The sequence below is a fragment of the Flavobacterium flevense genome (assembly GCF_900142775.1).
GTDB classification, from domain to species: Bacteria; Bacteroidota; Bacteroidia; order Flavobacteriales; family Flavobacteriaceae; genus Flavobacterium; species Flavobacterium flevense.
Genome location: NZ_FRCC01000006.1, coordinates 36,136 through 62,459, shown reverse-complemented (window position 1 = coordinate 62,459; position 26,324 = coordinate 36,136). Strand labels below are relative to the sequence as shown.

General features: G+C 35.5%; 24 protein-coding genes. 19 read left to right on the top strand and 5 right to left on the bottom strand.

Annotated features, from left to right (window positions below):
* Nucleotides 1–39 precede the first annotated feature (39 nt).
* From ccoN to BUB89_RS11160, 3 genes are all read right to left on the bottom strand, one after another.
* Nucleotides 40–2,217 carry a cytochrome-c oxidase, cbb3-type subunit I gene (gene ccoN, locus BUB89_RS11170; RefSeq protein ID WP_073245069.1) on the bottom strand — a complete coding sequence of 726 codons (2,178 nt, stop codon included), beginning with the start codon at nt 2,215–2,217 and terminating at the stop codon, nt 40–42.
* 41 nt (nt 2,218–2,258) lie between these two features.
* A complete protein-coding gene (ccoS, locus tag BUB89_RS11165) occupies nt 2,259–2,462 on the bottom strand; it encodes a cbb3-type cytochrome oxidase assembly protein CcoS (RefSeq protein WP_073245067.1) in 204 nt (67 codons plus the stop codon).
* A gap of 402 nt (nt 2,463–2,864) precedes the next feature.
* On the bottom strand, nt 2,865–5,270 hold the full coding sequence (locus BUB89_RS11160; protein WP_073245382.1) for a heavy metal translocating P-type ATPase: 2,406 nt from the start codon (nt 5,268–5,270) through the stop codon (nt 2,865–2,867).
* Nucleotides 5,271–5,379: 109 nt separating this feature from the next.
* Here BUB89_RS11160 and BUB89_RS11155 point away from each other — a divergent pair, with 109 nt between their 5' ends.
* From BUB89_RS11155 to BUB89_RS11060, 19 genes are all read left to right on the top strand, one after another.
* Nucleotides 5,380–6,057: a Crp/Fnr family transcriptional regulator gene (locus tag BUB89_RS11155; protein WP_073245065.1), complete on the top strand. Its 678-nt coding sequence runs from the start codon at nt 5,380–5,382 to the stop codon at nt 6,055–6,057.
* A gap of 250 nt (nt 6,058–6,307) precedes the next feature.
* Nucleotides 6,308–6,760, top strand: a complete 453-nt coding sequence (locus BUB89_RS11150; protein ID WP_141384603.1) for a hypothetical protein — start codon at nt 6,308–6,310, stop codon at nt 6,758–6,760.
* Nucleotides 6,761–6,818: 58 nt separating this feature from the next.
* Complete coding sequence (locus BUB89_RS11145) at nt 6,819–7,400, top strand: O-methyltransferase (RefSeq protein ID WP_073245061.1); 582 nt, start codon at nt 6,819–6,821, stop codon at nt 7,398–7,400.
* Nucleotides 7,401–7,487: 87 nt separating this feature from the next.
* Nucleotides 7,488–7,817 carry a hypothetical protein gene (locus BUB89_RS11140; RefSeq protein WP_073245059.1) on the top strand — a complete coding sequence of 110 codons (330 nt, stop codon included), beginning with the start codon at nt 7,488–7,490 and terminating at the stop codon, nt 7,815–7,817.
* 894 nt (nt 7,818–8,711) lie between these two features.
* A complete protein-coding gene (locus BUB89_RS11130; RefSeq protein ID WP_073245055.1) occupies nt 8,712–9,473 on the top strand; it encodes a DeoR/GlpR family DNA-binding transcription regulator in 762 nt (253 codons plus the stop codon).
* A 49-nt stretch (nt 9,474–9,522) separates the two neighbouring features.
* Nucleotides 9,523–10,926: an L-fucose/L-arabinose isomerase family protein gene (locus BUB89_RS11125; RefSeq protein ID WP_073245053.1), complete on the top strand. Its 1,404-nt coding sequence runs from the start codon at nt 9,523–9,525 to the stop codon at nt 10,924–10,926.
* Nucleotides 10,927–10,941: 15 nt separating this feature from the next.
* On the top strand, nt 10,942–11,781 hold the full coding sequence (locus BUB89_RS11120; RefSeq protein ID WP_073245052.1) for a transketolase: 840 nt from the start codon (nt 10,942–10,944) through the stop codon (nt 11,779–11,781).
* On the top strand, nt 11,781–12,743 hold the full coding sequence (locus tag BUB89_RS11115) for a transketolase family protein (RefSeq protein ID WP_073245039.1): 963 nt from the start codon (nt 11,781–11,783) through the stop codon (nt 12,741–12,743). The genes BUB89_RS11120 and BUB89_RS11115 overlap by 1 nt, the downstream gene beginning before the upstream one ends.
* Nucleotides 12,740–13,660: a D-ribose ABC transporter substrate-binding protein gene (locus BUB89_RS11110; RefSeq protein ID WP_073245038.1), complete on the top strand. Its 921-nt coding sequence runs from the start codon at nt 12,740–12,742 to the stop codon at nt 13,658–13,660. Before BUB89_RS11115 ends, BUB89_RS11110 begins: the two co-directional genes overlap by 4 nt.
* Nucleotide 13,661: 1 nt before the next feature.
* On the top strand, nt 13,662–14,273 hold the full coding sequence (locus BUB89_RS11105) for a DUF2291 domain-containing protein (protein WP_073245037.1): 612 nt from the start codon (nt 13,662–13,664) through the stop codon (nt 14,271–14,273).
* A 1-nt stretch (nt 14,274) separates the two neighbouring features.
* On the top strand, nt 14,275–15,765 hold the full coding sequence (locus tag BUB89_RS11100) for a sugar ABC transporter ATP-binding protein (protein ID WP_073245036.1): 1,491 nt from the start codon (nt 14,275–14,277) through the stop codon (nt 15,763–15,765).
* A gap of 2 nt (nt 15,766–15,767) precedes the next feature.
* The gene (locus tag BUB89_RS11095; RefSeq protein ID WP_073245035.1) at nt 15,768–16,742 is read left to right on the top strand and encodes an ABC transporter permease; all 975 of its coding nucleotides are present in this window, start codon (nt 15,768–15,770) and stop codon (nt 16,740–16,742) included.
* Nucleotides 16,743–17,292: 550 nt separating this feature from the next.
* Nucleotides 17,293–18,792: an FGGY family carbohydrate kinase gene (locus tag BUB89_RS11090; RefSeq protein ID WP_073245034.1), complete on the top strand. Its 1,500-nt coding sequence runs from the start codon at nt 17,293–17,295 to the stop codon at nt 18,790–18,792.
* 73 nt (nt 18,793–18,865) lie between these two features.
* On the top strand, nt 18,866–19,333 hold the full coding sequence (locus BUB89_RS11085) for an SRPBCC domain-containing protein (RefSeq protein WP_073245033.1): 468 nt from the start codon (nt 18,866–18,868) through the stop codon (nt 19,331–19,333).
* A 360-nt stretch (nt 19,334–19,693) separates the two neighbouring features.
* Nucleotides 19,694–19,990 carry a nucleotidyltransferase family protein gene (locus tag BUB89_RS11080; RefSeq protein ID WP_073245031.1) on the top strand — a complete coding sequence of 99 codons (297 nt, stop codon included), beginning with the start codon at nt 19,694–19,696 and terminating at the stop codon, nt 19,988–19,990.
* Nucleotides 19,983–20,321: a HepT-like ribonuclease domain-containing protein gene (locus BUB89_RS11075; RefSeq protein ID WP_073245029.1), complete on the top strand. Its 339-nt coding sequence runs from the start codon at nt 19,983–19,985 to the stop codon at nt 20,319–20,321. Before BUB89_RS11080 ends, BUB89_RS11075 begins: the two co-directional genes overlap by 8 nt.
* A 375-nt stretch (nt 20,322–20,696) precedes the next feature.
* Nucleotides 20,697–22,352 (top strand): sensor histidine kinase, encoded by a 1,656-nt coding sequence (locus BUB89_RS11070; RefSeq protein WP_083552707.1) that lies wholly within the window; start codon nt 20,697–20,699, stop codon nt 22,350–22,352.
* 85 nt (nt 22,353–22,437) lie between these two features.
* Entirely contained in the window at nt 22,438–23,070 is a 633-nt protein-coding gene (locus tag BUB89_RS11065; protein WP_073245025.1) for a response regulator, read from the top strand.
* A 286-nt stretch (nt 23,071–23,356) separates the two neighbouring features.
* Nucleotides 23,357–23,677 (top strand): hypothetical protein, encoded by a 321-nt coding sequence (locus BUB89_RS11060; protein WP_073245023.1) that lies wholly within the window; start codon nt 23,357–23,359, stop codon nt 23,675–23,677.
* A 132-nt stretch (nt 23,678–23,809) separates the two neighbouring features.
* On the opposite strand, the gene BUB89_RS11055 is transcribed toward BUB89_RS11060, so the two are convergent.
* Complete coding sequence (locus BUB89_RS11055) at nt 23,810–24,997, bottom strand: transglutaminase-like domain-containing protein (protein WP_073245021.1); 1,188 nt, start codon at nt 24,995–24,997, stop codon at nt 23,810–23,812.
* Nucleotides 24,998–25,481: 484 nt separating this feature from the next.
* Nucleotides 25,482–26,255 (bottom strand): nucleoside triphosphate pyrophosphohydrolase, encoded by a 774-nt coding sequence (mazG, locus tag BUB89_RS11050; protein WP_073245019.1) that lies wholly within the window; start codon nt 26,253–26,255, stop codon nt 25,482–25,484.
* Nucleotides 26,256–26,324 lie beyond the last annotated feature (69 nt).

Here is a 26,324-nt window from a genome sequence, read left to right as displayed (position 1 = left end):
TAACTTAGAATCTTAGAACCTCAGTAACTTCAATAAAAATTATTTTTTCACTTTAATATCAGTTCCTAATCTTTGGATGTACGCAATCAGAGCTACAATTTCTCTGTCCTGCATTGGTACAAAAGCTTCTCCTCTGGCAGCTGCTTTCTTTTTACTTTCTTCGTAACTTTTTACAAAATCAGGATCGGCATGCAGGTTATTTTCTATTTGCTTAGACTGTGCTTTTATTGCTTTTTCAGCATTGGCAATCTCATCATCCGTATAAGGAACACCTAAGGTTCTCATTACTGTCATTTTAGCTTCGATGTCTGAAATATCCAAAGCCTTGTTGTCAAATAACCATTTGTAACCCGGCATAATAGATCCCGCAGAAGTACTTTGTGGTGACCACATGTGGTTAAAATGCCAGTTATCATTGTACTTTCCTCCCACTCTCAGTAAATCAGGACCGGTACGTTTTGACCCCCAAAGAAATGGATGATCGTACACAAATTCTCCAGCTTTAGATTGAGGACCGTAGCGTTCTACCTCACTTCTAAACGGACGTACCATTTGAGAGTGACAGCCTACACAACCTTCACGAATATATAAATCACGTCCTTCGAGTTCTAATGGTGTGTATGGTTTTACACTTGTAATCGTTGGAATATTTGATTTTACCATAATAGTTGGTACAATTTGGATAATACCACCAATCAAAATAGCAACTGTAGCCAGAATAGTCAATTGGATTGGTTTTCTTTCTAACCAAGGGTGGAATTTTTCTCCTTTAATTCTGCCACTGCTTATTTTCTGTAATTCGGGAGCTTCTGCTAATTCGTCTTCAACAGCATCATTTAATCGAACTGTTTTATAAATATTATAGACTAAAATAAACATTCCAATAATGTACAATGTCCCTCCTACGGCTCTCATCCAATACATAGGCATAATTTGAGTTACCGTTTCCAGAAAATTACCGTAAGTCAGTGTTCCGTCAGGATTAAATTGTTTCCACATAGAAGCCTGTAAAAAACCCGCAACATACATAGGAAGTGTGTAAAGTATAATTCCTAAAGTCCCTATCCAAAAGTGAACATTAGCTAACTTAAGAGAATACAAAGGTCCTTTTGTCATCCTTGGAATCAACCAATAAATCACACCAAAAGCCATAAATCCGTTCCATGCCAAAGCTCCTACGTGTACGTGAGCGACAATCCAATCGGTAAAATGCGCAATGGCATTAACGTTTTTAAGAGACAACATTGGTCCTTCAAAAGTGGCCATTCCATAACCTGTAATAGCTACTACAAAGAATTTCAACACAGGTTCTGTTCGTACTTTATCCCAGGCACCACGCAACGTCAATAATCCGTTTATCATTCCTCCCCAAGACGGTGCAATCAACATAATAGAGAAAACTACTCCTAAATTTTGTGCCCAGTTAGGCAAAGCAGAATACAATAAATGGTGCGGTCCTGCCCAGATATATAAAAATATTAAAGACCAAAAGTGCACAATAGACAAGCGGTAAGAATACACCGGACGATTTGCCGCTTTAGGAATATAATAGTACATCAATCCTAAAAATGGTGTTGTCAGGAAAAAAGCCACCGCATTGTGCCCGTACCACCATTGTACCAAAGCATCCTGAACTCCTGCATAAACAGAATAACTTTTCATGGCAGAAACCGGCAAAGCCAAACTATTAAAAATATGCAATACGGCTACGGTAACAAAAGTGGCCAGGTAAAACCAAATAGCAACATACAGGTGACGCTCTCTTCTTTTGATAATAGTTCCAATCATATTGATACCAAAAACAACCCAAATGAGTGCAATTGCAATATCGATAGGCCATTCTAATTCGGCGTATTCTTTAGAAGTACTGTATCCTAATGGAAGCGAAATAGCCGCTGCAACAATGATTAACTGCCATCCCCAGAAATTAAGATTACTCAAAAAATCAGAAAACATTCTCGCTTTCAGTAATCGTTGCAAAGAATAATAAATCCCGGCAAACATGGCATTTCCCACAAAGGCAAAAATAACAGCATTAGTATGCAAAGGTCTTAAGCGACCAAAACTCAGCCAGGAAACTCCATCTGTTAAGTTTGGGAATAAAAATAAAATAGCTAATAAAAGTCCGACCGCCATGCCGACAACCCCAAAAACAATGGTAGCATAAATAAACTTCTTAACAATTTTGTTGTCATAATAAAACTGCTGCATTTCCATATATTAAAATTAAAATGTTTATAAATTGTAAATGTTAGGGGTTAAGTGTTAGACGTTTGTTTATGATTGCTTAACTTTTTCAATTCCTCATTCTTAACTTTTTTGAGTTCATCGTCAAAAAGCATCCGAACCGAGGGTGTGTAATCATCGTCATATTGTCCGTTCTTAACTGCCATAAAAAAGGCTATTAAGAAAGCAATGGCAACAAAAATGCTGATGGTGATTAATAAATAAATGACGCTCATACCTTAAAATTTTATACCCCAAAATTAGACTCCCTACTTCGGAGATTCTATGACATTTATCATGGTTTGGATTTTAATTTCTTTTTCTTCCCCATCCCTAAAGGGTGGAAAAAGAAATTTACTCACTTCTATCTTCCCACTTCTATTTTTTTCTTTCCCCTCCCTAGAGGGTAGAAAAAAATTACAACTCCCAACTTCTTACTTCTTACTTCTAACTTTTTTTCTTCCCCCTCCTTAAAGGGTGAAAAAAAATTACAACTCCAAACTTTCAACTCCAAACTTCTGACTTCTGACTTCTAACTTCTAACTTCTAATTTTTTTCTTCCCCCCTCCCTAAAGGGTGGAAAAAAATTACAACTCCCAACTCCCAACTTCGAACTTCTGACTTCTAGCTCCCAACTTCTAACTCCCAACTTCTAACTTCCTACTTCCAATCAGCTTCCTCGCATAATAATTACTCATCAAAGTCACAAAACTCACGATGGTAATGGTACTCAAAGGCATGATAATCGCTGCAATCAGGGGATCTAAATTACCGGTAACGGCAAACGACAACCCAACAACGTTATAGAGTAAGGACAAGCCAAAACTCATTTTTATGACCAACATGGCTTTCTTAGAAAGCTTCAGGAAATAATCTAATTTTTGGAATTGTCCCGCTTCTAAAATAGCGTCGCAGGCAGGAGAAAAAACATTCACATTTTCAGAAATTGAAATCCCTACATTACTTTGTGCCAAAGCTCCCGCATCGTTCAAACCATCGCCTACCATCATCACATTTTTACCTGAATCCTGTAATTGCCTGATAAATTCCAGTTTTTGTTCCGGTTTTTGGTTAAAAACAAGTTCTGTTGCTTGGGGCAAAAGTTGCTCCAAAGCGGTTTTTTCCCCGGCATTATCGCCCGACAAAACTTTGATTTGGTACTTGTTTTTCAAATTCTTAAAGAGCTGCTCTAAACCCTCTCGATATTGATTTTTAAAAACGTATTTCCCGAAATATTCATCGTTAATTTGAATGTGAACCGAGGTTTGTATTACCGAATTCTCTTCGGAATTTCCGGCAAAACCCGCTGAACCTATTTTAATAAAATTTCCTGCTACTTCTGCCTGAATTCCTTTTCCTGTAATTTCTTCAAAATTGCTGGTATTCAGTCGTTCCACATCGGGTAAAAAGTCATACAACATTCGGCTTAAAGGATGATTAGAAGCTCGGAGTACTGATTTTATTTGAATCAAATTTTCCTCAGAAAAAGACTTTCCTTCGTACAAAATATTCGATTTTTTATTAGTCGTTATAGTTCCTGTTTTATCAAAAACAATGGTATCCACTTGTGCTAATTGTTCGATAACCAAAGCATTTTTAAGGTAAAATTGTTGCTTTCCTGTAATTCGCAAAATATTTCCTAATGTAAAAGGAGCTGTTAATGCTAAAGCACAAGGACATGCCACAATTAATACCGCAGTAAACACATTGAAAGCAGTATTCACATCTGTAAAAATCCAATATCCAAATCCCAGAAAAGCGATTAATAATAATATAGGAGTGAAATATCTGGAAATACTATCGGTGATGCTTTTGTGTTTTTGCGCTACTTTTTTCTGAAATACATCATTACTCCACAGCTGCGTCAAATAACTTTGAGAAACCGAAAACAACACTTCCATTTCGATCACTTTTCCTATTTGCTTTCCTCCTGCAAAGACTTTATCGCCTGAATTCTTATTGATAGGGATGGCTTCTCCGGTAACAAAGCTGTAGTCAATAGCGGCTTTTTCGCTAATTAAAATTCCGTCAACGGGAATTAATTCCTGATTTCGAATCAGTAGCCTGTCGCCTTTTTGAATATCATAAACAGCAACACTTTCTTCGGAAGCGTCACTATTTATTCGGGTAACAGCAACCGGAAAATACGATTTAAAGTCTCTTTCGAAACTTAGAAAACTATAGGTTTTGATTTGGAACATTTTGCCCAAAAGCATAAAGAAAATCAAGCCCGTCAGACTGTCAAAAAAACCCGAACCATAATCCAATACAATATCAACGAGGCTGCGAATGAACATTACAATAATTCCTAAGGCAATAGGAATATCGATATTGAGCATTTTAGACCGGATGCTTTTATAAGCCGAAACATAGTAACCGCTTGCGGAATAAAAGAAAGAGGGTAAAGCCAATGCAAAAATCAGCCATCTGAAAAACGGTTTGTAATTGTCCAGCCAGAATTCTTTGACCTCAAAATATTCGGGAAAAGAAAGCAGCATGATGTTTCCAAAACAGAAGAAAGCCACACCTAATTTATAGGTCAGACTTCTGTCAATGTTTTGTTTTTGAGTTTCGTAATTTTCTAAACTAATATAAGGTTCATACCCAATAGAACTTAGCAAATACACCAATTCACTCAGCGAAACCTGAGCTGAATTATAAACAATACGCACTTTTTTCTCCGGAAAATTAACCTGCGAACTGCTTATTCCTTTTTGAAGGCGTTGTAAATTTTCCAGAATCCAAATACAAGAGCTGCAATGTATATGAGGAATGCTAAGTGAAACAATAGCGGTTGTATCCTCCTGAAATTCCAATATTTTTGAAACGATGTTTTCATTGTCTAAAAAATCATATTTCCCTTTAATTTCCTGCGGAGTTGCTCCCGGTGATTTTTCAAAATCATAATAGCAAGTCAAATCATTAAGACTAAAAATTTCGTACACGGTTTTACAGCCGTTGCAACAAAATGTTTTTGCGTCAAAAATAATTTCAGCTTCTTTTACAATATCTAAACCACAATGGAAACAGTTTTTTGTGTCCATAACTTTGCTCATTTTACCTTATGCAAAGCTCCTGAATGAATCTTACACAGAATATGATATATGTCATATAAATGATTAATTTTACAACGACAATTAAACTTCCTCTAAAATGAGTAAATGCGAACAATGTATCGTTAGAGAATTCAGCTCTTTAAAAGCACTAAACAAAGACGAATTAGTGAAACTTGCCGAGTGCAAGACGTCTCGTTTGGTGAAAAAAGGCGAAGTCATTTTTGAAGAAGGAGAAAATGTAAATGGTATATTTTGTATCAAAGACGGCGTTTGCAAACTCACTAAACTGAGTCCGAATGGCAAAGACCATATTGTAAAATTAGTCACTAAAGGAGAACTTTTAGGACAACGCTCGATGATAAGCGACGAACCTGTAAACCTGAGTGCCGTAGCCCTCGAAGACATGCAGGTGTGTTTTGTTCCTAAAAGCGAAATCATGGGTTTCTTTGACAAGAACAATCAGTTTTCTATGAATGTGATGCGTACCATTTGTGGCGACTTAAAAGATGCCGATAGCCAAATGGTGAATATGGCGCAAAAAACCGTTAAAGAACGCCTTGCCGAAACCCTGCTTTATCTTCAGGATACTTTTGGGAAAAATGAAGATGACACACTTAAAATCCAACTCACCCGCGACGAACTCGCCAGCATAATTGGTACCGCTACCGAAAGCTGTATCCGTTTATTATCTGATTTTAATAAATCAGGACTTATCGAAATCAAAGGCAAAAAAATCCTCCTTAAAGATATTCCTAAACTGAAAAAGATGGTTTAAGGTTTTACCAAGTTTAAAACAAAAAACAACGATTTTTTAGCTTTCAGAAGTAAGAATACAGAACGCAGCATAGAATAATAAAAAAAATCAGAAAATAATATCCCAAATTACAGCCGCTTTTAAAGCGGCTTTTGTTGCCTCTGTAAGAAATATTTTTATTTTTGTATTGCGCAATTATAACTTATATGCATAAATTCAAAACAAGTTTATATGTATATAAAATAGTTAGGCAACATTCTAAAAAAAACCTATGAAAAAAGTATGCTCATTTATTGCTCTCATCTTGATTTTATATTCATGCTCGAATAAAGAAGAAATGATCATTAGCGGAACATTAAATCCAAATATCAGGAGCTTTATTGATTTCCAGACTGCAAATGATATTGAGATTAATAATTTCATTAAAAGAATAGATAGTTTAGCGATTAAGTTCGATGATTCTGAATTAAAATCATCGTCAAAGTTTTATTATAATTTACTAAAATACAAACTAATAAGAACTCCTTCGATATATTTGAAGCAGAAAGATAATTCGGAAATTCATGTTTTTATAAACAAAAATCAATTCGAAAAAATCAAACGATATGACTATCTGGGAAGTGACCGTAAATACAAAATCAACATTAAACTTAAATATAAAAAAATAGATGAAAACATATTTTTATCTGATAGCATTCTTGAAGTAGACATCAATAAATTTTAAATAAAGAACATCGCATAACCTCTGTCCAAAAGTTATACCTTATGTTAAAAATAAAAACATGAAAGACTCAAACATCTTAGACCTACCTAAACTTCATTTTGAAATTGAAGCAAAATCAAAAGAAATAGGTTTCACAATGCCTTCTGATTTGTTTATTGGAACATTATTGAAAACACTTATTACCTCTAAACCAAAATCAAAAATAGTAGAACTTGGTACTGGAATTGGTCTGTCGCTTTCCTGGATGATTGACGGAATGGACGCTGATTCAACATTAATTACTATTGACAACGATCCTAAACTAACTGAAATAGCTAAAAGTTATTTTGGAACAGATCAAAGAGTTGAAATTATTTGTACAGATGCAAGTGAATGGATTAAAAACTACAAAGGAGAACAATTTGATTTAGTTTTTGCAGATGCCTGGCCTGGTAAATATAGCGAAACAGATGAAATTCTGGAATTGATAAAGGTTGGTGGTTTTTATATTATTGATGATATGTTGGCACAACCAAATTGGCCTGAAGGACATCAGGAAAATGTCAATAAACTAATCGAATATCTGGAAAACCGAGAAGATTTCAACTTAACAAAATTAAACTGGTCAACAGGAATAATAATTGCAACGAAAAGATATTAGGCACAATAGCCATTTTGAATATGTTTGATATTCCTCTGGCGCAGAGGAAATATAGATGAAAGAACAAAAAGAATAGCTAACTAGCTTATGATGAAATTTGGAAATAAAAAACATCAAAAAATTGCCTTAATAATTTGTACACTACCAGTCTTTGCAGGTATTACCACTCATTTAACACAAAACTATAGATTTAGTGAAAATTTAAGACACATCTACCTTATTGGAGTTATTGCTGTTTATCTTTCTTGGGGAATTTCACTTGTATGGAGTTTAGTAAACTCTACAGAAATATTTTTCAGCAAGAACAATAAGAAATCATTTAAAATAATATGGGGAATTATTAGTCTTCTTCCGATTATATATCTGATTTCGATGCTTTTAGTAAGTATGTTTTTTGATCCTCAAGGAATGATGTGATATTACCGAGTGGAGAACATTTCACGTGAATATCAGTGATTATATTTCTTTATTTTGAACACAAGCACAGAATTGTTATTCTACAAAAAAATCCCGACAGAACTTTAACCAATTTAACAGTAGCAAACTACATTTCCCTTTTTTCGAATAACAATATGTCAATAAAAGACATTTCTTTTCTAAATAACCGACTTACTTCCTCTATTTCACACCCTCCACATGAAAGAGTTATCCAAAAATCTCACCACTGGTGAGAGAAATCAGATCGGTATCTAATTTACTGCTTTTTCTACAAGCAAAAAATCATGCAGAATTTCAACCAAACTGACGCTCGTTCAATGTCATTAAGTTAAAAGTATTTTGTGTCATTTCGACGAAGGAGAAATCACATAACGCAGATCAACTAGTGAGATTCCTCCTTCGTCGGAATGACAAAACAAAAGGGCTTTTTCTTAACTTAAGACATTGCCCATCGGGACTCCACCTCCACCACCCAATAAAAAAATGATTTAAATAAATAATAACAACTGTTAACCAGTTGCTATAATTAATTCATCTAATTATCTTGACTTATAAACAGCTCGCTCCTAAGGAGCTTACTTTCATAATGCCAATCATATTCTACAAACAGTTTGCTCCTAACGGAGCATTTTTTAGTCCCATCGGGACTTTCTGTTTGTAGCAATAAATGTTTTCCCTTTTTTAGGTTCGTAGGAGCGAACTGTTCTCTTTTATCGAATAACCATATTTGCAATAAAAGACATTTCTTTTCCCAAATAACCGAATTCCTTCCTAGATTTAGCTTCTCCTGATTAAAAATTAACGTTTATTTTCTTTTTCTTTCGTTTATTTTCTTTTATATTTGTTTTTACACTAACACTAAAGAAAAAAAACATGTTGCCAAATCAACGAAGGGAGAAAATATTAGATCTGTTAAAAGAAGACGGATTTGCCAAAGTAATCGATCTCGCCCGCTTATTTAAAGTTACCGAAGTAACGGTACGTCAGGATCTTGAGAAATTAGAAAGTGAGGGGCTAATTTTAAAAGAACACGGCGGAGCAAGTATTAAAAATGTTGAAGATCAGGTACGAAGCTTTTCGTTACAACGCCAGGAAAACCTGGAAAAAAAATCGGCAATAGCCCAAAAATGTTTAGAATTTATTGAAAACGGAGATACCATTATTCTGGACTCCGGTTCTACCACTACCGAAATAGCCAAAAAACTAAAAGGCTTTAAACAACTTACTGTAATTACCAATGCCTTAAACATTGCATTGTTATTAGGAACTGATCCTGATATTGAGGTAATTATGACAGGAGGCGAATTCAAACCGCCTACATTGTCACTAACCGGTCAAAAAGCCGCTGATTTTTTCAAAGGCCTTAATGTGCAAAAATTATTTTTGGCTACAGCCGGAATCTCTTTAAAATCAGGACTTACCTACCCTAGCATTAGCGATTTAGTTGTAAAAAAAGCGATGATTGAAGCAGCAGAAGTCACTTATCTGGTTGCTGACAGCACTAAAATGGGCAAAAGTGCTTTAGCCAGTTTAGGCGCCTTATCCTTAATTGATTACATCATAACCGATGATGAAATTGAAGAAAAACACAAGCAGGTATTCAGGGATAATGAAATAGAAGTAATCGTATCCTGATCATAAATAAAAAGACAAAAAAAAGACAAAAAACCAAAGCAATAAAAAAATGACAACATCAACATTAGGAGTAATCATAGGGAACAGAGATTTTTTTCCGGACAGTTTAGTAGAAAAAGCAAGAACCGAAATCATTGAAGTTTTTGGAAAACTAAACATCAAACCTATTTTATTAGACAGTACAGCTACAAAACTGGGCGGTGTAGAAACGTATAAAGAAGCGCAAAAATGTGCCGATTTATTCAAAAAACATCAGGATGAAATTATGGGAGTACTGGTGTTACTACCTAATTTTGGTGATGAAAAAGGAGTTGCCGATACTTTAAAATTAGCCAATCTCAATGTTCCTGTTTTAATTCAGGCTTATCCGGATGAGTTAACTAAAATGAACGTGGTAAACAGACGCGATTCCTGGTGTGGAAAAATTTCTGTTTGCAATAATTTGTACCAATACGGAATCAAATATTCGTTGACATGTCAGCATGTAATGAGTCCTTCTGATCCCATTTTTCAAAAAGATTTACTAGATTTTACCGCTGTTTGCCGAGTGGTAAAAGGAATGCGTAATGTACGAATTGGTGCTATCGGTGCAAGACCAGGTGCGTTTAATACGGTACGTTATTCTGAAAAAATATTACAACGAAATGGTATTACGGTTACTACGGTAGATTTATCTGAAATTTTAGGCAAAGCCAATAAATTAACTGCCGAGGATGAATCGGTAAAGAAACATTTAGAATCCATTAACGCTTATGTAGCACAAGGAAAAACGCCTAACGAAGCGATGTTGCAAATTGCCAAATTAGATGTGGTTTTAAAAGAATTTATGGAAGAATATGCACTTGACGCCACAGCCATTCAATGCTGGACTTCCTTACAGCAAAATTATGGTTGCAACGTATGTACGAGCATGAGTATCATGAGCGAAAACATGCTGCCAAGTGCCTGTGAGGTGGATGTTACCGGAACTTTGAGTATGTATGCGATGCAATTGGCTTCGGGTTCTCCAAGTGCTTTGGTAGATTGGAATAACAACTATGCCGATGATCCTGAAAAATGTGTTTTATTCCACTGTGGTAACTGGGCCAAATCCTTTCTGCCGGATATTTCATTAAGCACGGCTCCTATTTTAGGAACCACTGTAGGAGTTGAAAACACTTATGGTGCCTTAGACGGAAGAACGCCAGCCATGCCGCTTACTTATGGAAGAATCAGTACTGATGACCCTAAAGGAATTATCAAAGTGTACATTGGCGAAGGCGAATTAACGAATGACGAACTAAATACTTTTGGGAACAGAGCCGTAGCTCAAATACCTGACTTACAAGGATTAATGCAATACGTTTGTAAAAACGGATTCGAACACCACGTAGTTATGAATGCTTCAAAAACAGCCGCTATTTTAGAGGAAGCACTTGGAAACTATATGGGTTGGGAAGTTTACAAACACTAAAAAAAAACACAGAAAATGCAGCTAGAAGAATTAAAACGTAAATCAATCGAAAACAGAAAGAAGGTTCTCCAATACATCTATCATGCTAAGGCAGGACATACGGGAGGGAGTTTGTCTATTTTAGACATTCTGAATGTGCTGTATAATGATGTAATGAACGTTTCGCCTGAGAATTTTGATTCTAACGACAGAGACCGCTTCATTCAGAGTAAAGGACATAGTGTGGAAGCATTATATGTTGTTTTAGCCGACAAAGGCTTTTTCCCTGAAGAAGATTTGCTGACTATGTGCCAATACAATTCTCCTTACATAGGACATCCTACCAAATCCATTCCCGGGATTGAACAAAATACAGGCGGACTCGGACATGGTTTGCCTATTTCGTCCGGAGCGGCATTAGCGGCTAAAAAAGATAATTCGGCTGTAAAAGTATTTACTGTTCTGGGCGATGGAGAAATGGCCGAAGGTTCTAACTGGGAAGCAATGATGTTTGCTGCTCATTATAAACTGGACAATTTGTGTGCTATTTTAGATTATAACAAATTACAAATTACCGCTCCTAATGCTGATGTGATGGGCTTAGAGCCAATTGATCAAAAAATTGAAGCTTTTGGCTGGGCTGTAAAACATGTTGACGGACACAATCTGGAAGAGCTTTCAAAAACCTTTAACAGTTTGCCATTAGTCGAAGGAAAACCAACATTTATCATTGCACATACTACTAAAGGAAAAGGAATCAGCTACATGGAAAATGTATTAAAATGGCATCATGGCGTTCCTTCAAAAGAGCAATATGACTTAGCCATGGAAGAATTAGACCTGCAATTACAAGAACTAGAAACTGTCTTAAAATAATGGAAGAAACTAAAACAGCAGCTGCAGCAAATTTGGAAGTTTTTTCAGAAGTACTTCAAAATTTAGCCGCAACAGACAAAGATATTATGGTGGTTACGAGTGATTCTCGTGGCTCAGGAAAACTAGTACCTTTTGGGCAAAAATATCCGGAGCAAATTGTTGAAGTGGGTATTGCCGAGCAAAACTTAGTAGGCGTTGCCGCAGGATTAGCCAGTATGGGCAAGAAAGCATTTGCGGTTTCTCCTGCCTGTTTTTTAACCGCCAGAGCCTTGGAACAAATAAAAAATGACGTAGCTTATTCTGACAATTCAGTGAAATTAATCGGGATTAGTGCGGGTGTCAGTTATGGCGCTTTAGGAACTACGCACCACAGTTTGCATGATTATGCGGTGCTGAGAGCTATCAACAACATCAGTATTCTGGCTCCTGCCGATAATTTTGAAACTGCCGAAGCCATTAAAGCAGCTGCACAAATGACAAGTCCGGTTTACATTCGTTTTGGAAAAAAAGGAATGCCTGAAAATTTGCAACAAAACCCTGATCCTTCAGATTTTAAAATTGGAAAAGGACGCATAATTCAGGAAGGAAGTGATTTGATATTTATTGCTACCGGAGAAGCCGTTTTGCCTTGTGTTGAAGCTGCAAAATTATTGGAACAAGAACAGCAAATCTCCTGTAAAATAATCAGTTTACATACTATAAAACCTTTGGATACCGAATTATTATTGGCCGCTGCTGCTACCGGAAAACCAATAATTACTGTCGAAGAACATTCCGTTAATGGCGGATTAGGTGAAGCTGTGGCTTCTTTATTGTTCCAAAAAGGTTGTACTAACAAATTCCAAATTGTAGGCTTACCGGATGATCATACGGTTTCCGGTTCCCAAATTGAAATTTTTAATCATTATGGTATTTCTGGCGAAGGATTGAAAAATACTGCTTTAAACCTATTCCAACTATGAAAATAAGATCACTTGCTTTGCTCCTGTTGACTGTAATTTTTGTTTTTGGATGTTCTTCAAAAGACAAGTCCGAAAAACCGAAAATTGCGGTTGTGGTTTCTACCTTAAACAATCCGTGGTTTGTGATGCTCGCCGAATCAGCGGCTAAAAATGCTGAAAAATTGGGCTATGAAGCTAAAATATTCGATTCGCAAAACAACCCTGCGGTAGAATCAGACAATTTTGAAAACCTGATTTCTTCCGGTTACGATGCTATTTTGTTAAATCCAACCGATTCTGATGGTTCAATTTCGAATGTTTTAAAAGCCAAAACAGCTGGGATTCCGGTATTTTGCATGGACAGAGAAATCAATGCCGATGATGCGGCTACGAGCCAGATTCTTTCAGACAATTATTCCGGTTGTGTATCTATAGGAATCGAATTTGTAAAAGAACTGAAAGAGAAAGGGAATTATGTAGAAATTTTAGGTTTAGTGGGCGATAACAATACCTGGGCACGCTCGGGCGGGTTTCATTCGGTGGTTGATAAATTTCCTAATTTAAAAATGGTGGCACAGCAAAGTGGCAATTTCGACAGAAACAAAGCGATGGAAGTGCTGGAAACCATTATGCAGGCAAATCCTGATATCGATGCTGTTTTTTGTGGCAACGATGCCATGGCTATGGGTGCTTTTCAGGCTTTACAATCGGCGGGAAAAGCGTATAAGGTTAAAATATTTGGTTTTGACGGAGCGGGCGATGTAATCGAAAAAATTCGGGAGAAGAAAATTGTCGCAACCGGAATGCAATTTCCATTGATTATGGCAGAAACAGCCGCTAAATATGCCGATGAATATTTTAAAGGTCGACGTGATTTCCCTCAAAGAGTACCTGTTGAAGTAGAATTAGTAAACGCAGCAAACATAAAAGACTATTAATATGAAAAAAAGATATGCGTATATTTTAGGATTGCTGATCGTGCTGACTTTAGGATATAATTCGGTTTATTTTAAAAAACTGAGTGTGGTTAAAGCCGCTACCAAAGAAAATTTTGATTTCAAGGCTTATGCTGATTCGATCTATTACAAAGGCATTCTGAAAAGTAAAAAAATCACGTTAGGCGATTTGACCTCTTTGATGCAATCCAATCCGGAAACTACTTTTGAAAAGTATGGAAACCGTCTTGGAATAGGAAATTCGGCTTATTTTATGATTCAGAGTACCGGAAAAATTATTGATATCACAGACGGACTTTACACCATTGCCGACGAAAAAAATGGTATCGTTTACATTGATACCAAATACATTTTTGGGAATGCAATTCGGGATGCTTCGGGATTGGTAAAACTGACCGATTTTAAGACCAATGCACAATTCAATAAGGTTTCTGAATCGCTGAATGATATTATCCGAAATGATGTTATTCCAAAAGAAATCAGCAAAGTTAAACTTGGCGACAGCATTAGCTTTAGCGGAGCCATCAAACTTAGCAAAAAGCAAAATTTACGAGAGAAAATAACCGTGATTCCTTCCCAAATTAAACTTCAATAAATTGTTAGAAGCAGTTAAAATATCAAAAGAATTCCCAGGCGTAAAAGTACTGAATCAGGTAAATTTTAAATTTTATCCTGCAAAAGTAAATGCGATATTGGGAGAAAATGGTGCGGGTAAATCGACCTTGCTAAAAATTTTGACAGGTGCTTATACCGAATATGACGGTGAAATAAAATTGTACGGAGAAACGGTTCGGTTTTCGAACATCAAAGAAGCTCAGAACGCTGGAATTGCTATTATTCATCAGGAACTGAATTTAATTCCGGAACTTAGTGTAACCGAAAATTTATTTTTAGGAAGAGAAATTTTAAATGCTTTCGGACTTTTGGATACTGCCAAAATGGAGGCGGAAGCCAAAACAATTTTCGAAAAAATCCAATTGAATGTTTCCCCTAGAACCTTAGTTCAAAAACTAAAAGTGGGCGAACAGCAATTGGTCGAAATTGCCAAAGCTTTATTATCGAATGCCGATATTATTCTGATGGACGAACCCACATCAGCTTTGAGCGATAAGGAAATTGAAAACCTGCATCGTATTATTGAGCAATTAAAATCAGAAGGAAAAACCATTGTTTACATTTCGCATAAAATGGATGAATTGTTTCGAATTGCGGAACATTATACGGTTTTAAGAGACGGAAATACCATTGATGCCGGCGAAATGAAAGCGACTACCGAGCAGGATTTAATCCGTAAAATGGTGGGACGTGAAGTACTTATTGAGAAAAAAAATACTTCAACGCAATTTCATAGTACCGTTTTAAAAGTTCAGGATTTAAACCTTAATAATCCGGTTGTCAAAAACAGAAAAATACTTCAGGACATTTCTTTCGAATTAAAAAAAGGAGAAATTTTGGGGATTTTTGGATTAATGGGAGCCGGAAGAACAGAGCTTTTAGAAACTATTTTTGGCATGCACCACAACAATAGCGAAAGTACTATTGAGATTAACGGAGTAAAAGCGATTCATAAACAACCTAAAAATGCCATTGAAAACGGATTGGCTTTTGTTACCGAAGACCGAAAAACCGAAGGATTAGTTTTAGGCATGGATATTTCATCCAATATCAGCCTGACGCAGCTTGCTTCTATGGGACTTTTGAACAATACTAAAGAAAAAGCCTCGGCCAGAGATTATATTGAAAAGCTAAGCATTAAAACACCATCAGAAACACAATTGTGCCAAAACCTGAGTGGCGGAAACCAACAAAAAGTAGTTTTAGCCAAATGGCTCGCAACCAATCCACAGATTTTAATGATGGATGAGCCTACCCGCGGAATTGATATTAATGCTAAAAACGAAATTTACAACCTCATCAAAATACTCGCAGCCAACCAAATGAGTATTCTATTAGTTTCCTCTGAAATTCCCGAAATACTAGCACTTTCGGATCGGATTTTAGTGATGGCCGAAGGAAAAATAAAAGCCTCCTATTTAGCCGCAGAAGCCAACGAAGACAAATTATTAAAATCAGCCTTACCTGAATAATTATGAACATCACCTTAAACCACCCACTTGTTAAAAAATCGCAATCATTAATTGCCTTATTTCTGTTGTGTTTATTTATTAGTCTGCTGTCTGATAAGTTCATGACCAGCACGAATCTCTGGAATGTATTAAGACAAATCTCTGTAAATGTTTGTATTTCTGTCGGCATGACCTTAGTGGTTTTGATGGCGGGAATCGATCTTTCTGTGGGTTCTGTTTTAGGACTTTCGGCTGCCGTTTGTGCCGGAGTATTGAAAAACGGACTCGTATTTGAATCGCTCGATTTATTCGTGGGATTCACTGTATTGGGCGCTATTTTAACTGCCATGCTCATTGGGATGGCGCTGGGATTGTTCAACGGCTGGGTCATTACTAAATTTGCCATTCCGCCCTTTGTGGCAACACTGGCCATGCTGACAATTGCCCGCGGTTTGACCATGCTTTATACCGAAGGAATTCCTATTTCAAACTTAGGTCCTAAATTTGAATTTATAGGTTCGGGCTGGATTTTAGGCATTCCCGTTCCGGTGTGGATTTCGCTAATAATGGTATTAATTGTGGTTTTTCTAACCAATAAAACTACTTTTGGACGTTACATTTATGCCATTGGAGGCAATGAAAAAGCGGCTTTTTTATCAGGAATCAGCATTAACAAAATCAAGCTTGCCGTTTACGGTATAGCGGGAATGATGGCTGCTGTAGGCGGAATTTTAGTTACTTCGAGACTGAACTCAGCACAACCCAATGCCGGTATGAGTTACGAACTGGATTCTATTGCAGCCGTAGTGATTGGAGGAACTTCGCTATCTGGCGGTGTGGGAACGGTAACCGGAACTGTTATTGGTGCTATCATCATCGGGGTTTTAAATAACGGATTGGTATTGCTTGATGTATCGCCTTTCTGGCAACAAGTAGTAAAAGGGATTGTTATTTTATTAGCCGTGATTATTGATAAAATGAACCAGAAAAATAAGTAAAGACATTAATTTATTTACCATTAAGAAATTGAGATAGTTAAGACTTAGTGCCTGTTTAAAATTCATTAAAATTAATTCCCCTGCCCCTAAAGGGTGTAATTTTAATGAATTTTCAAGAAATTTTCCACCCTTTAGGGAGGGGAAAAAGAAAATTTCTTTTTTTAATGAATTTTAAACAGACTTCTTAATGCTCCTTAACTTCTTAATGGTGAAAAGTTTATAAATATTTTTGTTTAAGGTAAATTCATGTCAGTGTAAGCTTGTCGAAGTGCTTTAAAACAGTATTTAAAAAGTTACTAATAATGTTTTTACTAAAAGTGGAAATTAGATTTACCCATTTTCTTTTTTGCTTGATCAAAAAAGAAACAAAAAAATCAAGTCTTACACTTCCTCATCGGTCAAATTAGTTTTCGAATGCTAAAAGAAAAGAACTCGCTACGCTCAAACAGCTTTTCTTTTTACGCATCCTTCAAACATTTGACACTCGACTCCGGAAGCTAAGGACCGTTGATTATCGTAAGCAATAACAATTTGATTTATAATTAAATAAATGAAAAAATATATTCTCGCTATAGACCAAGGTACCAGCAGTACTAAAACCATCCTTTTTGACGAGTCAGGGCAGGCTGTCGCCAAAGGTAGTGTGGACTTAAAAACCAGTTATTTTGATAATGGTTTTGTGGAACAAAATCCGGAAGACATCTATCAGAATGTATTGGATTCGGTAACCGAATGTCTGAACGATTTTACACAAAAAGGCTTACACATTGCTGACATTGTTTCCTGCGGAATCAGTAATCAGAGAGAAACTTTTGTGCTTTGGGACAAGGATGGAAATGCACTGGCTCCGGCGGTGGTTTGGGCTTGTAAACGCTCCATCGCAATTTGTACTGATTTGATTGAAAAAGGGCAAAATGAAGGCATCAAACAAAAAACAGGTTTGCTGTTAGACCCTTATTTTTCGGGTACCAAATTGCTTTGGTTATTGGAAAATGATTCTGAATTAAAAGAAAAAGTGGTAAACGGCGAAGTATACTTTGGAACTGTTGATTGCTGGATTTTGTACAAACTGACGAATGGCGCTCATTTCAAAACCGATTATACGAATGCCTGCAGAACCTTGCTTTTTAATATTCATAGCTTACAATGGGATACCGAAATTCTGGAAAAATGGAAGCTTTCTAACTTAAACCTGCCACAGCCCTGCCCTTCTTCGCATGACTTTGGAATAATCAAATGGGGCGAAATTTTAAATTTGGAAACCTCCTTTTCGATACCCATGACTTCACTCATTGGTGATTCGCATGCGGCTACTTTTGGAGAAGGCTGTTTCGAAAAAGGTACTGCCAAAGTCACTCTGGGAACCGGAAGTTCGATAATGATGAATATAGGCGATAAAGCCGTTTTATCTGATTCCGGGATGTTGACTACCATTTGCTGGAGTACTGAAAATCGCGTGGACTATGCACTCGAAGGCGCCATTGTTTCCTGTGGTTCTACTATCGAATGGTTGAAAAACGAATTGCAATTGTTCTCAGCTCCTGCCGAAACTGCCGCGATGGCAACCGCAATTACTGATAATGCGGGCGTTTACCTGATTCCGGCTTTTAGCGGACTGGGTGCGCCACACTGGCAAATGAGCCGAAAAGCATCGATTGAAGGAATGACTTTTGGCACTACTAAAAATCATATTGTCAGAGCTGCTTTAGAAAGTATTCCGTACCAAATAAAAGATGTGGTGCAAGCGATGGAAAAAGACATGCAAGCCGCATTAAAATCCATTTCGGTAAATGGCGGAATGACTCAAAACCCATTTGTGATTCACTTCCTGGCAGATTTGTTAGAGATTCCGCTCAACAAACAACGAAATCCTGATGTTTCTGCCTTAGGAGCTGCCTATTTATCCGGATTAAAAAGCGGTGTGTATGAAAGTATTGAACAACTTTCGGCAATTAATAAAAAACAAACTGAACAAGTACTAGCTAACCCAAATAATGATTTACCAACAAAGGGTTATGAGGGTTGGAAAGATAAGATTGCCAGATTTTAAAATTTAGAAAACAGAAGGTAGAATAAGTAAAACATTTACTATAAAGACTTTAACCATCTAAAAATTGAAAAATATGAATATGACTCCTAATTCAGACCGTGAAATTTTCAGCTCCCGAATTTTAAACTATCCATTAGAAATTGTTTATGAGGCTTTCGCAAATCCGCTCCATCTAAAAAATTGGTGGGGACCTAATGGCTTTACAAATACAATTCACGAATTTGATTTAAAAGCCGGTGGAAAATGGATTCTTACGATGCATGGACCTGAAAAAGGTAATTATGAAAACGCTTCTGTTTTTAAAATTGTAGAACCTTTAGCATTGATTAGCTGGACAAGAGAGACACAACCCCTATTTGACATGGAAATTAAATTCAGAAAACTTAGTGATTCAAGAAGTGAAATTTCATTTTTAATGACTTTCGATACTACCGAAGAATGTCAAAAAATCAAAAAGTTTGCAGAACCAAAAAATGAAGAAAATTTCGATAGATTAGAAAACGAAATATCCAAAATACAAACTGCAAGTAAATCTGATTAAGGTAATAAATTCCAAATTACCTTAATAAAAATCTGGTGCTGTTCGCTGTCATCCGGATCAAATGTTTTCCGTACACACAGAAAGCAATCAAATACTTTATAGAGTTACTTGATGAGATGCTTCCTTCGTCAGCATTACAACTTTGTGTGTAAGTCTTGTTGAAGATTTTATTTGCTAAGTCTCAACTCTACTTCCTACTTCCAATTTTAAAGTTCTCGTCATTTAGATAATTCAGTATTACCTTTACGAATTAAATTCATCCTGCCAAATCCACTTTTAATGAATATCAAAACATTAATACTGATTTTGAACACCTGATTTTGAAAAGACAAAGTTTTGTATATTTGAAAAAAGTTTACAATGACAACAAAAGACAACATATTAAAAATACTAAAATCGAATAAGCTTAAGCTTTCGAAACTTGGTATTCGAAATGTTGGCTTATTTGGTTCCTATCTACGTAATGAACAATCAAGTGAAAGTGATATTGATTTATTGATTGATTTTGAACCTGAAAAAGAAAATTTCGATAATTATATGGCTGTTTATGATTTGTTTGAAAAACTTTTCAAAAACGAAAAAATCGAAGTCGTAACTAAAAATGGATTGAGTCCCTATATTGGTCCAAAAATTCTAAACGAAGTGCAATATGTCTAAAGATCCAAAAGAATATCTTAAACATATTCAAGACGAATGTTCATACATTATTTCTGTTAGTGGTAATTTGTTATTTGATGAATTCTTAGAAGATGAAACTTTAAAGCGAGCTGTTGTAAGAAGTTTGGAAGTTATTGGAGAAGCGACAAAGAACATTCCTTCAGATTTTAAATTGAAAAAGAATACTATTCAATGGAAAAATATGGCAGGAATGAGAGACAGACTGATTCATGATTATATGGGTGTTAATTACACAATTGTTTGGGATGTTGTGAAAAATAAAATTCCTGATATACACAAACAAATTTCTGATTTCCTAACTGAAGAGTAAATCCAATACTTTATAGAGTTACTTGATTAGATGCTTCCTTCGTAAGCATTAGACACTATCCCAAAAAGTGTGTAAGTTAAAAAGTTAAGGCTTCGGTTTATAATCGGAGCCTTTTTGGTAGTGTCTCACTAACTGTGTAAGTCTTGTTGAAGATTTTATTTGCTAACTCTACTTCTGACTCTCTACTTCTGACTCCCTACTTCTAACTTCCAACTTCTAACTTCCAACTTCTGACTTCTGACTTCTAACTTCTAACTTCCTACTTCTAACTTCTAACTTCTAACTTCGAAACATCTCCCCGTCATTTTGAGAATTTAATGTTACCTTTATGACTTGAATTCATCCTGCTAAACCCAATTTATCAAAATAGATTTAATGAACATCAAAACATTAATACTGATTATAATTAATAGTCTAATTGCATTAGTTATCGCGCTATTGTCTTTTTCATCCTACAAACAGTTTTCAAACGTTTTGAACGATCGTATTTTACTGCAATTAAATTCTATTAAAACACTCAAGCAAAACCAGATTGAGCATGTTTTAAAATCAGAATGGGAGCGATTTGAAGCTTCGGGATTATACAATCAAAGCATTGACACTACTTTGTTAAAGCTTCCGGATAGTATTAAAAACAGTAACGGAATTCACGATTTTACAGCTTATCATGTTGCTAAAAAAACAACAATAGGTTTTATCTCCCATTCGAAAAAAGGAACAAAGATTAAAGTTCTAGATTATGACAAAATAAAAAAAATACTACTGGAACGTACCGGAATGGGTGACAGTGGCGAATCCTATCTGGTAGGTCAGGATTTTCGAATGCGTTCTCAATCCCGTTTTTATCCCAATAAAATTCCTTACACCATATCTGTTAAGACAAAGGGTGTTACCAATGCTTTTAAAGGGATAAATGGCAGAGGGGTTTTTGAGGATTACAGAGGGATTGAGGTGTATAGTGTGTACAGTTTGATAGAGGTGGGAAAGCTAAAAATGGTTATTCTGTCAGAAATAGATGTTGACGAAGTTACGATTCCCTTACAAGAATTAAAACAAAGACTTGCGGGTTTAACGCTTGCTATTTTTTTACTGGCTGTAATGCTTTCTCTTTTTCTGACCCGAATTATTACCAATCCAATTAAGAATATGCAAAAAAGTCTTCGGATTATGGCCGAAGGAGATTATAATCAAACCAATGAATTTATAAAAAATTCGAAGGAGATAAAGGAAATGTTTGATGCTTTGGCCAATTTAAAAGCTTCCTTGCAAGGCGCTGTTAAATTCTCGGATGATATAGGTAAAATGAATTTGCACAGCGATTTTAAACCTAAAAGTTCTAATGATTTGCTGGGGATAAGTCTTTTAGCGATGCGGGATAAGTTGATAGAATTTAGAAATAATGAAGAAAATACCCGAATAGTCTCTAAACGGATGTTAGTAAACGGAATGGAAAATGAAAGACGCCGACTTTCGCGGGAACTCCATGATGGTATAGGTCCGTACTTAACCTCTTTGAAGCACTACATTGAAAACCGGGTTAAAAATGAAGACAAGAAAGCAGAAATGAAAAAAATAGTGGATGATACCATTTCGGAAATCAGATTGATGTCAAATGCCCTGATGCCTGCTTCGATAGATGATTTTGGAATAGGAGTTACGTTAACCAACTTTATCGAAAGTCTGAAAAAATCAACCACTGTAACTATTGAATATGAAGATTTAACCCAACAGGAAAATTCAAATATTACAAACCATCAGGCGATAAATCTTTTTAGAATAAGCCAGGAACTAATTAATAATTCCTTAAAACATGCTGACGCAAAAAATATCCGGATTACACTTTCAGAATTTGATGAGTTTATTTCTCTGTTTTATTTTGATGATGGAATTGGGTTTGATATCAATACTGTTAAATTAGGTTTAGGAATCATTAACATCAAAGAGCGTGTAGAAATTTGCAATGGTACCATTACCATCCATTCAACGCCCGGAAACACGAGTTTTGAAATCGAATTACCCATAGAATTATGAAATTAGCATCAACATAAATGGATCGCAAAACCAAAGAAAACAGGCAAATTACATTTGACCGGTAAAAAACAATAAATAGCACCAAATGAACGAAATCAAATTAATAATAGCTGATGATCATGAGCTTTTTAGAAACGGACTTGCAGAGCTGTTAAGAAAGCATGACGAAATAAAAATAGTCAAGAGTGTTGCTGATGGCTTAGAATTTATGGAACTTATCAATACGCAATTTGAGGCAGATATTGTACTGCTGGACATTACGATGCCCAATATGGATGGTTTTCAGGTTTTAAAAGAATTAAAAAACTTGAATTCTACTATAAAACCCATTGTGATTTCGATGCACAATGATGGTAATTATATTGCTAAATGCGCTAAAATGGGTGCTTACGGTTACCTGTTAAAAAACACTGATGAAGCTGAATTAATCCTTGCCATAAGAAGCGTTAATAAAGGAAAAAAATATTTCAGTGCCGAAATTTCTGAAAAGATGATCAACTTTATGTCGACACAAAGCATCAGTGAAAATGTTTTATCGAATAAAGAAAACGAAGTTTTAGGATTAATTGCTAAAGGCTTAACCACTAAAGAAATTGCCGAAAAACTATTTGTGAGTTCGCGTACCATAGAAACCCATCGTGCCAATATTTTAAAAAAATTAGAAGTAAAAAACACGGCTGAACTCATTAAAAAAGCCGCAAAAATGAATTTAATATAATATGACTGTCCGCTTAGCGGACTAAATAAAAAATAGGCCACAGATAACACTGATTGAACAGATAAAAACGGATTTTTATGGCTCTTTGTAAATCACAATCTGCGATAATCTGTTAAAATCCGTTTCATCTGTGTGCCATTCTCAATGATTGGTATAAGAAACGGATAGTCATAATATATAAAAACACCAATATCCGTATAAATACGGATGCAAATTGGGTAGATTCACATAATCCTGAAAACTTATTACTGATTGTAACTTTGAAAAAAACATAAAAGTAACAGTCATGAAAAAGATAGCATTAATTTTAGGAGTTTTATTAATTTCTTTTGGTGCATTTGCGCAAGAGGGAAATAATGTGAAACAAAGTGATTTAAAAGGTCCGGCTTATAAAAATTATAAACACTGGATGCATAAAACAGTGCCAACTAAAATATATTCAGAAAGCAATAAAGAAGCTCTTCAGGGACCGGCATACAAAAACCAACAACAGTGGAAAAACACTCCAAAAGAAGACTTGGTTGAAGTAAAAATAGGTGGTTCTGAAAGACAAAAATTAACTGGACCGGCATACAAAAACTATGGTCCATGGAGTAAAAAAGGTTAATTTATCATTATTGAAATCAGATTATCAGGTGAATTTATGACTGTACAATCTGAGTAATTTAAAGCTAAAGAGGCTGTCAGAAAAATTTCAGACAGCCTCTTTTTGTATGTCAAAACCGAAATTTACCGGATATTAATCTTTATACAATTTAAATAATTCTTCCTTATCTTTTACAGTAATATCGATGTGTTTTTCTTTGCCTTCAGTGTCTGAATAAACCAATTGATAGGAATTGTTTTTAGCTACTTTGAACTTTAAAAACTTATTTAAATCGTCTATTGGTGAAGGAGAATATCCAAAATCCAATTCTTTTCCTTCTTTTACCAGGGCAATTTTCTCTGATACTCTTTGTAAATCTTTATCTGATTTATAAAGTTGCAGACTAATCCATATTTCATCCGGTTTTAAATTTTCTAAAAGTTGCTGTTTTTCATAAACTTCAATATACCTTTTAGTCACATTTTCGGCATGAACAGCTTTAGAAAGAGTATCCCATTCTAATTGAAAATAGGTTTCTTTCGGCTTATAAGAAGACGCATAAATCCAGTGCCTTGGATTGGATATATCGGCTCTGCCAGCATCGGCGATAAACCAGCTTTTATTTAAATCCTCGGGATAATATTCGGTAAAATACCATTCGCCATCAACCCATACTTCTACCCAGCTGTGATTTCCTTTCATATTGGTCCACATAGGAGTACCCGCCATTCGGGCAGGAATCCCAACAGACCGGAAAGCATCTACCAATAAAAATGAAAGTCCTGTACAGGTAGCCATTTTTTCCTTCATAGATTGAAACGGACTAATATTTACAATACTGCGATTGGTATTATAATCCACTGATAAAATGTTTCTGATGTTAGCATTCACAGCTTTAATTGCCTGTCGAACATCTTTAGAATCTTTGACAAGTGGTGCAAATTTTAAATAAAAGTCATTTCTCCAATTGTCCCTGTCTTCGTCAAAACAATAATAAGGCAATACTTCATTAAAAAAAATGGAATCAGGCAATTTAGCACACCATGAAAATTCTTTCCTTACTTTATAAGCACCATCAAGCTGATCTTGAATATAGGGTATTGATAAGGATTTTAAATCACGTTCAGGCATGTAGGCGATTAAAAAAGAAGCGGCTTCATACTGATGCATCGGCACTGTATTTAAAAAATACTGCAAAGAGTCTTTCCTCTCACCCGATTTCTCTAATGCGGTATGTAATAATGCATCGTATTTAGGTAAAAAAGCTCTGTTTTTAATTTGGCTGAAAGCAAAAAAAGGAATGATAATAAAAACGAAAACAAGGCAACTGAATTTCTTCATGGATTAAAAGGAGTTTGAATATACAAACTTTTAAAAAACATACAGTTTGTATCCGATTAGCTTAAAAAATTGAATTTTGAAAACTAAAAATAGTAAAAAACGATACAGTAATGCAATTGAAAATTAAAATGATGGTAATATTTAACATATCGAAATACCGCATTAAATAAGATATAAATCCCGGAATAAACAGCTGTTTTAGTAAATTAATAATTAGGAATGCTTTAATTTTTTTTATCAAAAAATTCCATTATTCTTTACTGTCTATTCCCTAAATTATTTCGTTTTGACAAAATTATGTTTTCATCGAAATGCAGAAACCTTTTTGCACAATAATTAACAAATATTGTATGAAAAAACTTGAGTTAAATTTAATAAACCCCAATGGAAATCCAACTTCTAACTTCCAACTTCTAACTTCTAACTTCCAACTTCCAACTTCTAACTTCTAACTTCTAACTTCCAACTTCCAACTTCCAACTTCTTAAATCTTCTTCGCTTCTTCCCAAAAAATATCCATCTCCGCAAGTGTCATATCCATTAGGGATTTTCCTAATTCGCCTGCTTTGCTTTCCAGATATTGGAAACGTTTAATAAATTTTTTATTAGTTCGTTCCAAAGCGTCTTCTGGATTCACATTCAGGAAACGGGCATAATTAATCATGGAAAACAAGACATCGCCAAATTCGGCTTCTATTTTATCCTGATTTCCTGCTTTTACCTCCACTTGCAGTTCTTCTAATTCTTCCTGTACCTTGTCCCAAACCTGATGTGATTCTTCCCAGTCAAATCCCACTCCTTTTACCTTATCCTGAATTCTGCTGGCTTTGACTAATGCAGGCAAACTTTTAGGAACGCCTTCTAAAACAGATTTTTTTCCTTCTTTGAGTTTGAGTTTTTCCCAGTTTTGCTTAACCTCTTCTTCGTCTTTTACCACCGTATCACTATAAATGTGCGGATGACGGTGAATGAGTTTTTCACAAATTTCGTTGCACACATCGGCAATATCAAAAGCATCGGTTTCGCTGCCTATTTTAGCATAAAAAACAATATGCAATAACAAATCGCCCAATTCTTTTTTGACTTCATTCAAATCATTATCTAAAATGGCATCACCCAGTTCATAGGTTTCTTCGATAGTAAGATGCCTCAGGGTTTGCAGGGTTTGCTTTTTATCCCAAGGACATTTTTCACGTAAATCGTCCATGATATCTAATAATCTTTCAAAAGCCTGTAGTTGAATTTGTCTCGCGTTCATTGGATTTAGTTTTGTGTAAAAATAAGAAATCCTGTGTTCTAAGCGGTTTAGAACACAGGATTTTTATAT

Bases quoted from the DNA above. Each gene is read 5' to 3' on its own strand.
- ccoN (WP_073245069.1), bottom strand. From the start codon at position 2,217: ATGGAAATGCAGCAGTTTTATTATGACAACAAAATTGTTAAGAAGTTT.
- ccoS (WP_073245067.1), bottom strand. From the start codon at position 2,462: ATGAGCGTCATTTATTTATTAATCACCATCAGCATTTTTGTTGCCATT.
- BUB89_RS11160 (WP_073245382.1), bottom strand. From the start codon at position 5,270: ATGGACACAAAAAACTGTTTCCATTGTGGTTTAGATATTGTAAAAGAA.
- BUB89_RS11155 (WP_073245065.1), top strand. From the start codon at position 5,380: ATGAGTAAATGCGAACAATGTATCGTTAGAGAATTCAGCTCTTTAAAA.
- BUB89_RS11150 (WP_141384603.1), top strand. From the start codon at position 6,308: ATGAAAAAAGTATGCTCATTTATTGCTCTCATCTTGATTTTATATTCA.
- BUB89_RS11145 (WP_073245061.1), top strand. From the start codon at position 6,819: ATGAAAGACTCAAACATCTTAGACCTACCTAAACTTCATTTTGAAATT.
- BUB89_RS11140 (WP_073245059.1), top strand. From the start codon at position 7,488: ATGATGAAATTTGGAAATAAAAAACATCAAAAAATTGCCTTAATAATT.
- BUB89_RS11130 (WP_073245055.1), top strand. From the start codon at position 8,712: ATGTTGCCAAATCAACGAAGGGAGAAAATATTAGATCTGTTAAAAGAA.
- BUB89_RS11125 (WP_073245053.1), top strand. From the start codon at position 9,523: ATGACAACATCAACATTAGGAGTAATCATAGGGAACAGAGATTTTTTT.
- BUB89_RS11120 (WP_073245052.1), top strand. From the start codon at position 10,942: ATGCAGCTAGAAGAATTAAAACGTAAATCAATCGAAAACAGAAAGAAG.
- BUB89_RS11115 (WP_073245039.1), top strand. From the start codon at position 11,781: ATGGAAGAAACTAAAACAGCAGCTGCAGCAAATTTGGAAGTTTTTTCA.
- BUB89_RS11110 (WP_073245038.1), top strand. From the start codon at position 12,740: ATGAAAATAAGATCACTTGCTTTGCTCCTGTTGACTGTAATTTTTGTT.
- BUB89_RS11105 (WP_073245037.1), top strand. From the start codon at position 13,662: ATGAAAAAAAGATATGCGTATATTTTAGGATTGCTGATCGTGCTGACT.
- BUB89_RS11095 (WP_073245035.1), top strand. From the start codon at position 15,768: ATGAACATCACCTTAAACCACCCACTTGTTAAAAAATCGCAATCATTA.
- BUB89_RS11090 (WP_073245034.1), top strand. From the start codon at position 17,293: ATGAAAAAATATATTCTCGCTATAGACCAAGGTACCAGCAGTACTAAA.
- BUB89_RS11085 (WP_073245033.1), top strand. From the start codon at position 18,866: ATGAATATGACTCCTAATTCAGACCGTGAAATTTTCAGCTCCCGAATT.
- BUB89_RS11080 (WP_073245031.1), top strand. From the start codon at position 19,694: ATGACAACAAAAGACAACATATTAAAAATACTAAAATCGAATAAGCTT.
- BUB89_RS11075 (WP_073245029.1), top strand. From the start codon at position 19,983: ATGTCTAAAGATCCAAAAGAATATCTTAAACATATTCAAGACGAATGT.
- BUB89_RS11070 (WP_083552707.1), top strand. From the start codon at position 20,697: ATGAACATCAAAACATTAATACTGATTATAATTAATAGTCTAATTGCA.
- BUB89_RS11065 (WP_073245025.1), top strand. From the start codon at position 22,438: ATGAACGAAATCAAATTAATAATAGCTGATGATCATGAGCTTTTTAGA.
- BUB89_RS11060 (WP_073245023.1), top strand. From the start codon at position 23,357: ATGAAAAAGATAGCATTAATTTTAGGAGTTTTATTAATTTCTTTTGGT.
- BUB89_RS11055 (WP_073245021.1), bottom strand. From the start codon at position 24,997: ATGAAGAAATTCAGTTGCCTTGTTTTCGTTTTTATTATCATTCCTTTT.
- mazG (WP_073245019.1), bottom strand. From the start codon at position 26,255: ATGAACGCGAGACAAATTCAACTACAGGCTTTTGAAAGATTATTAGAT.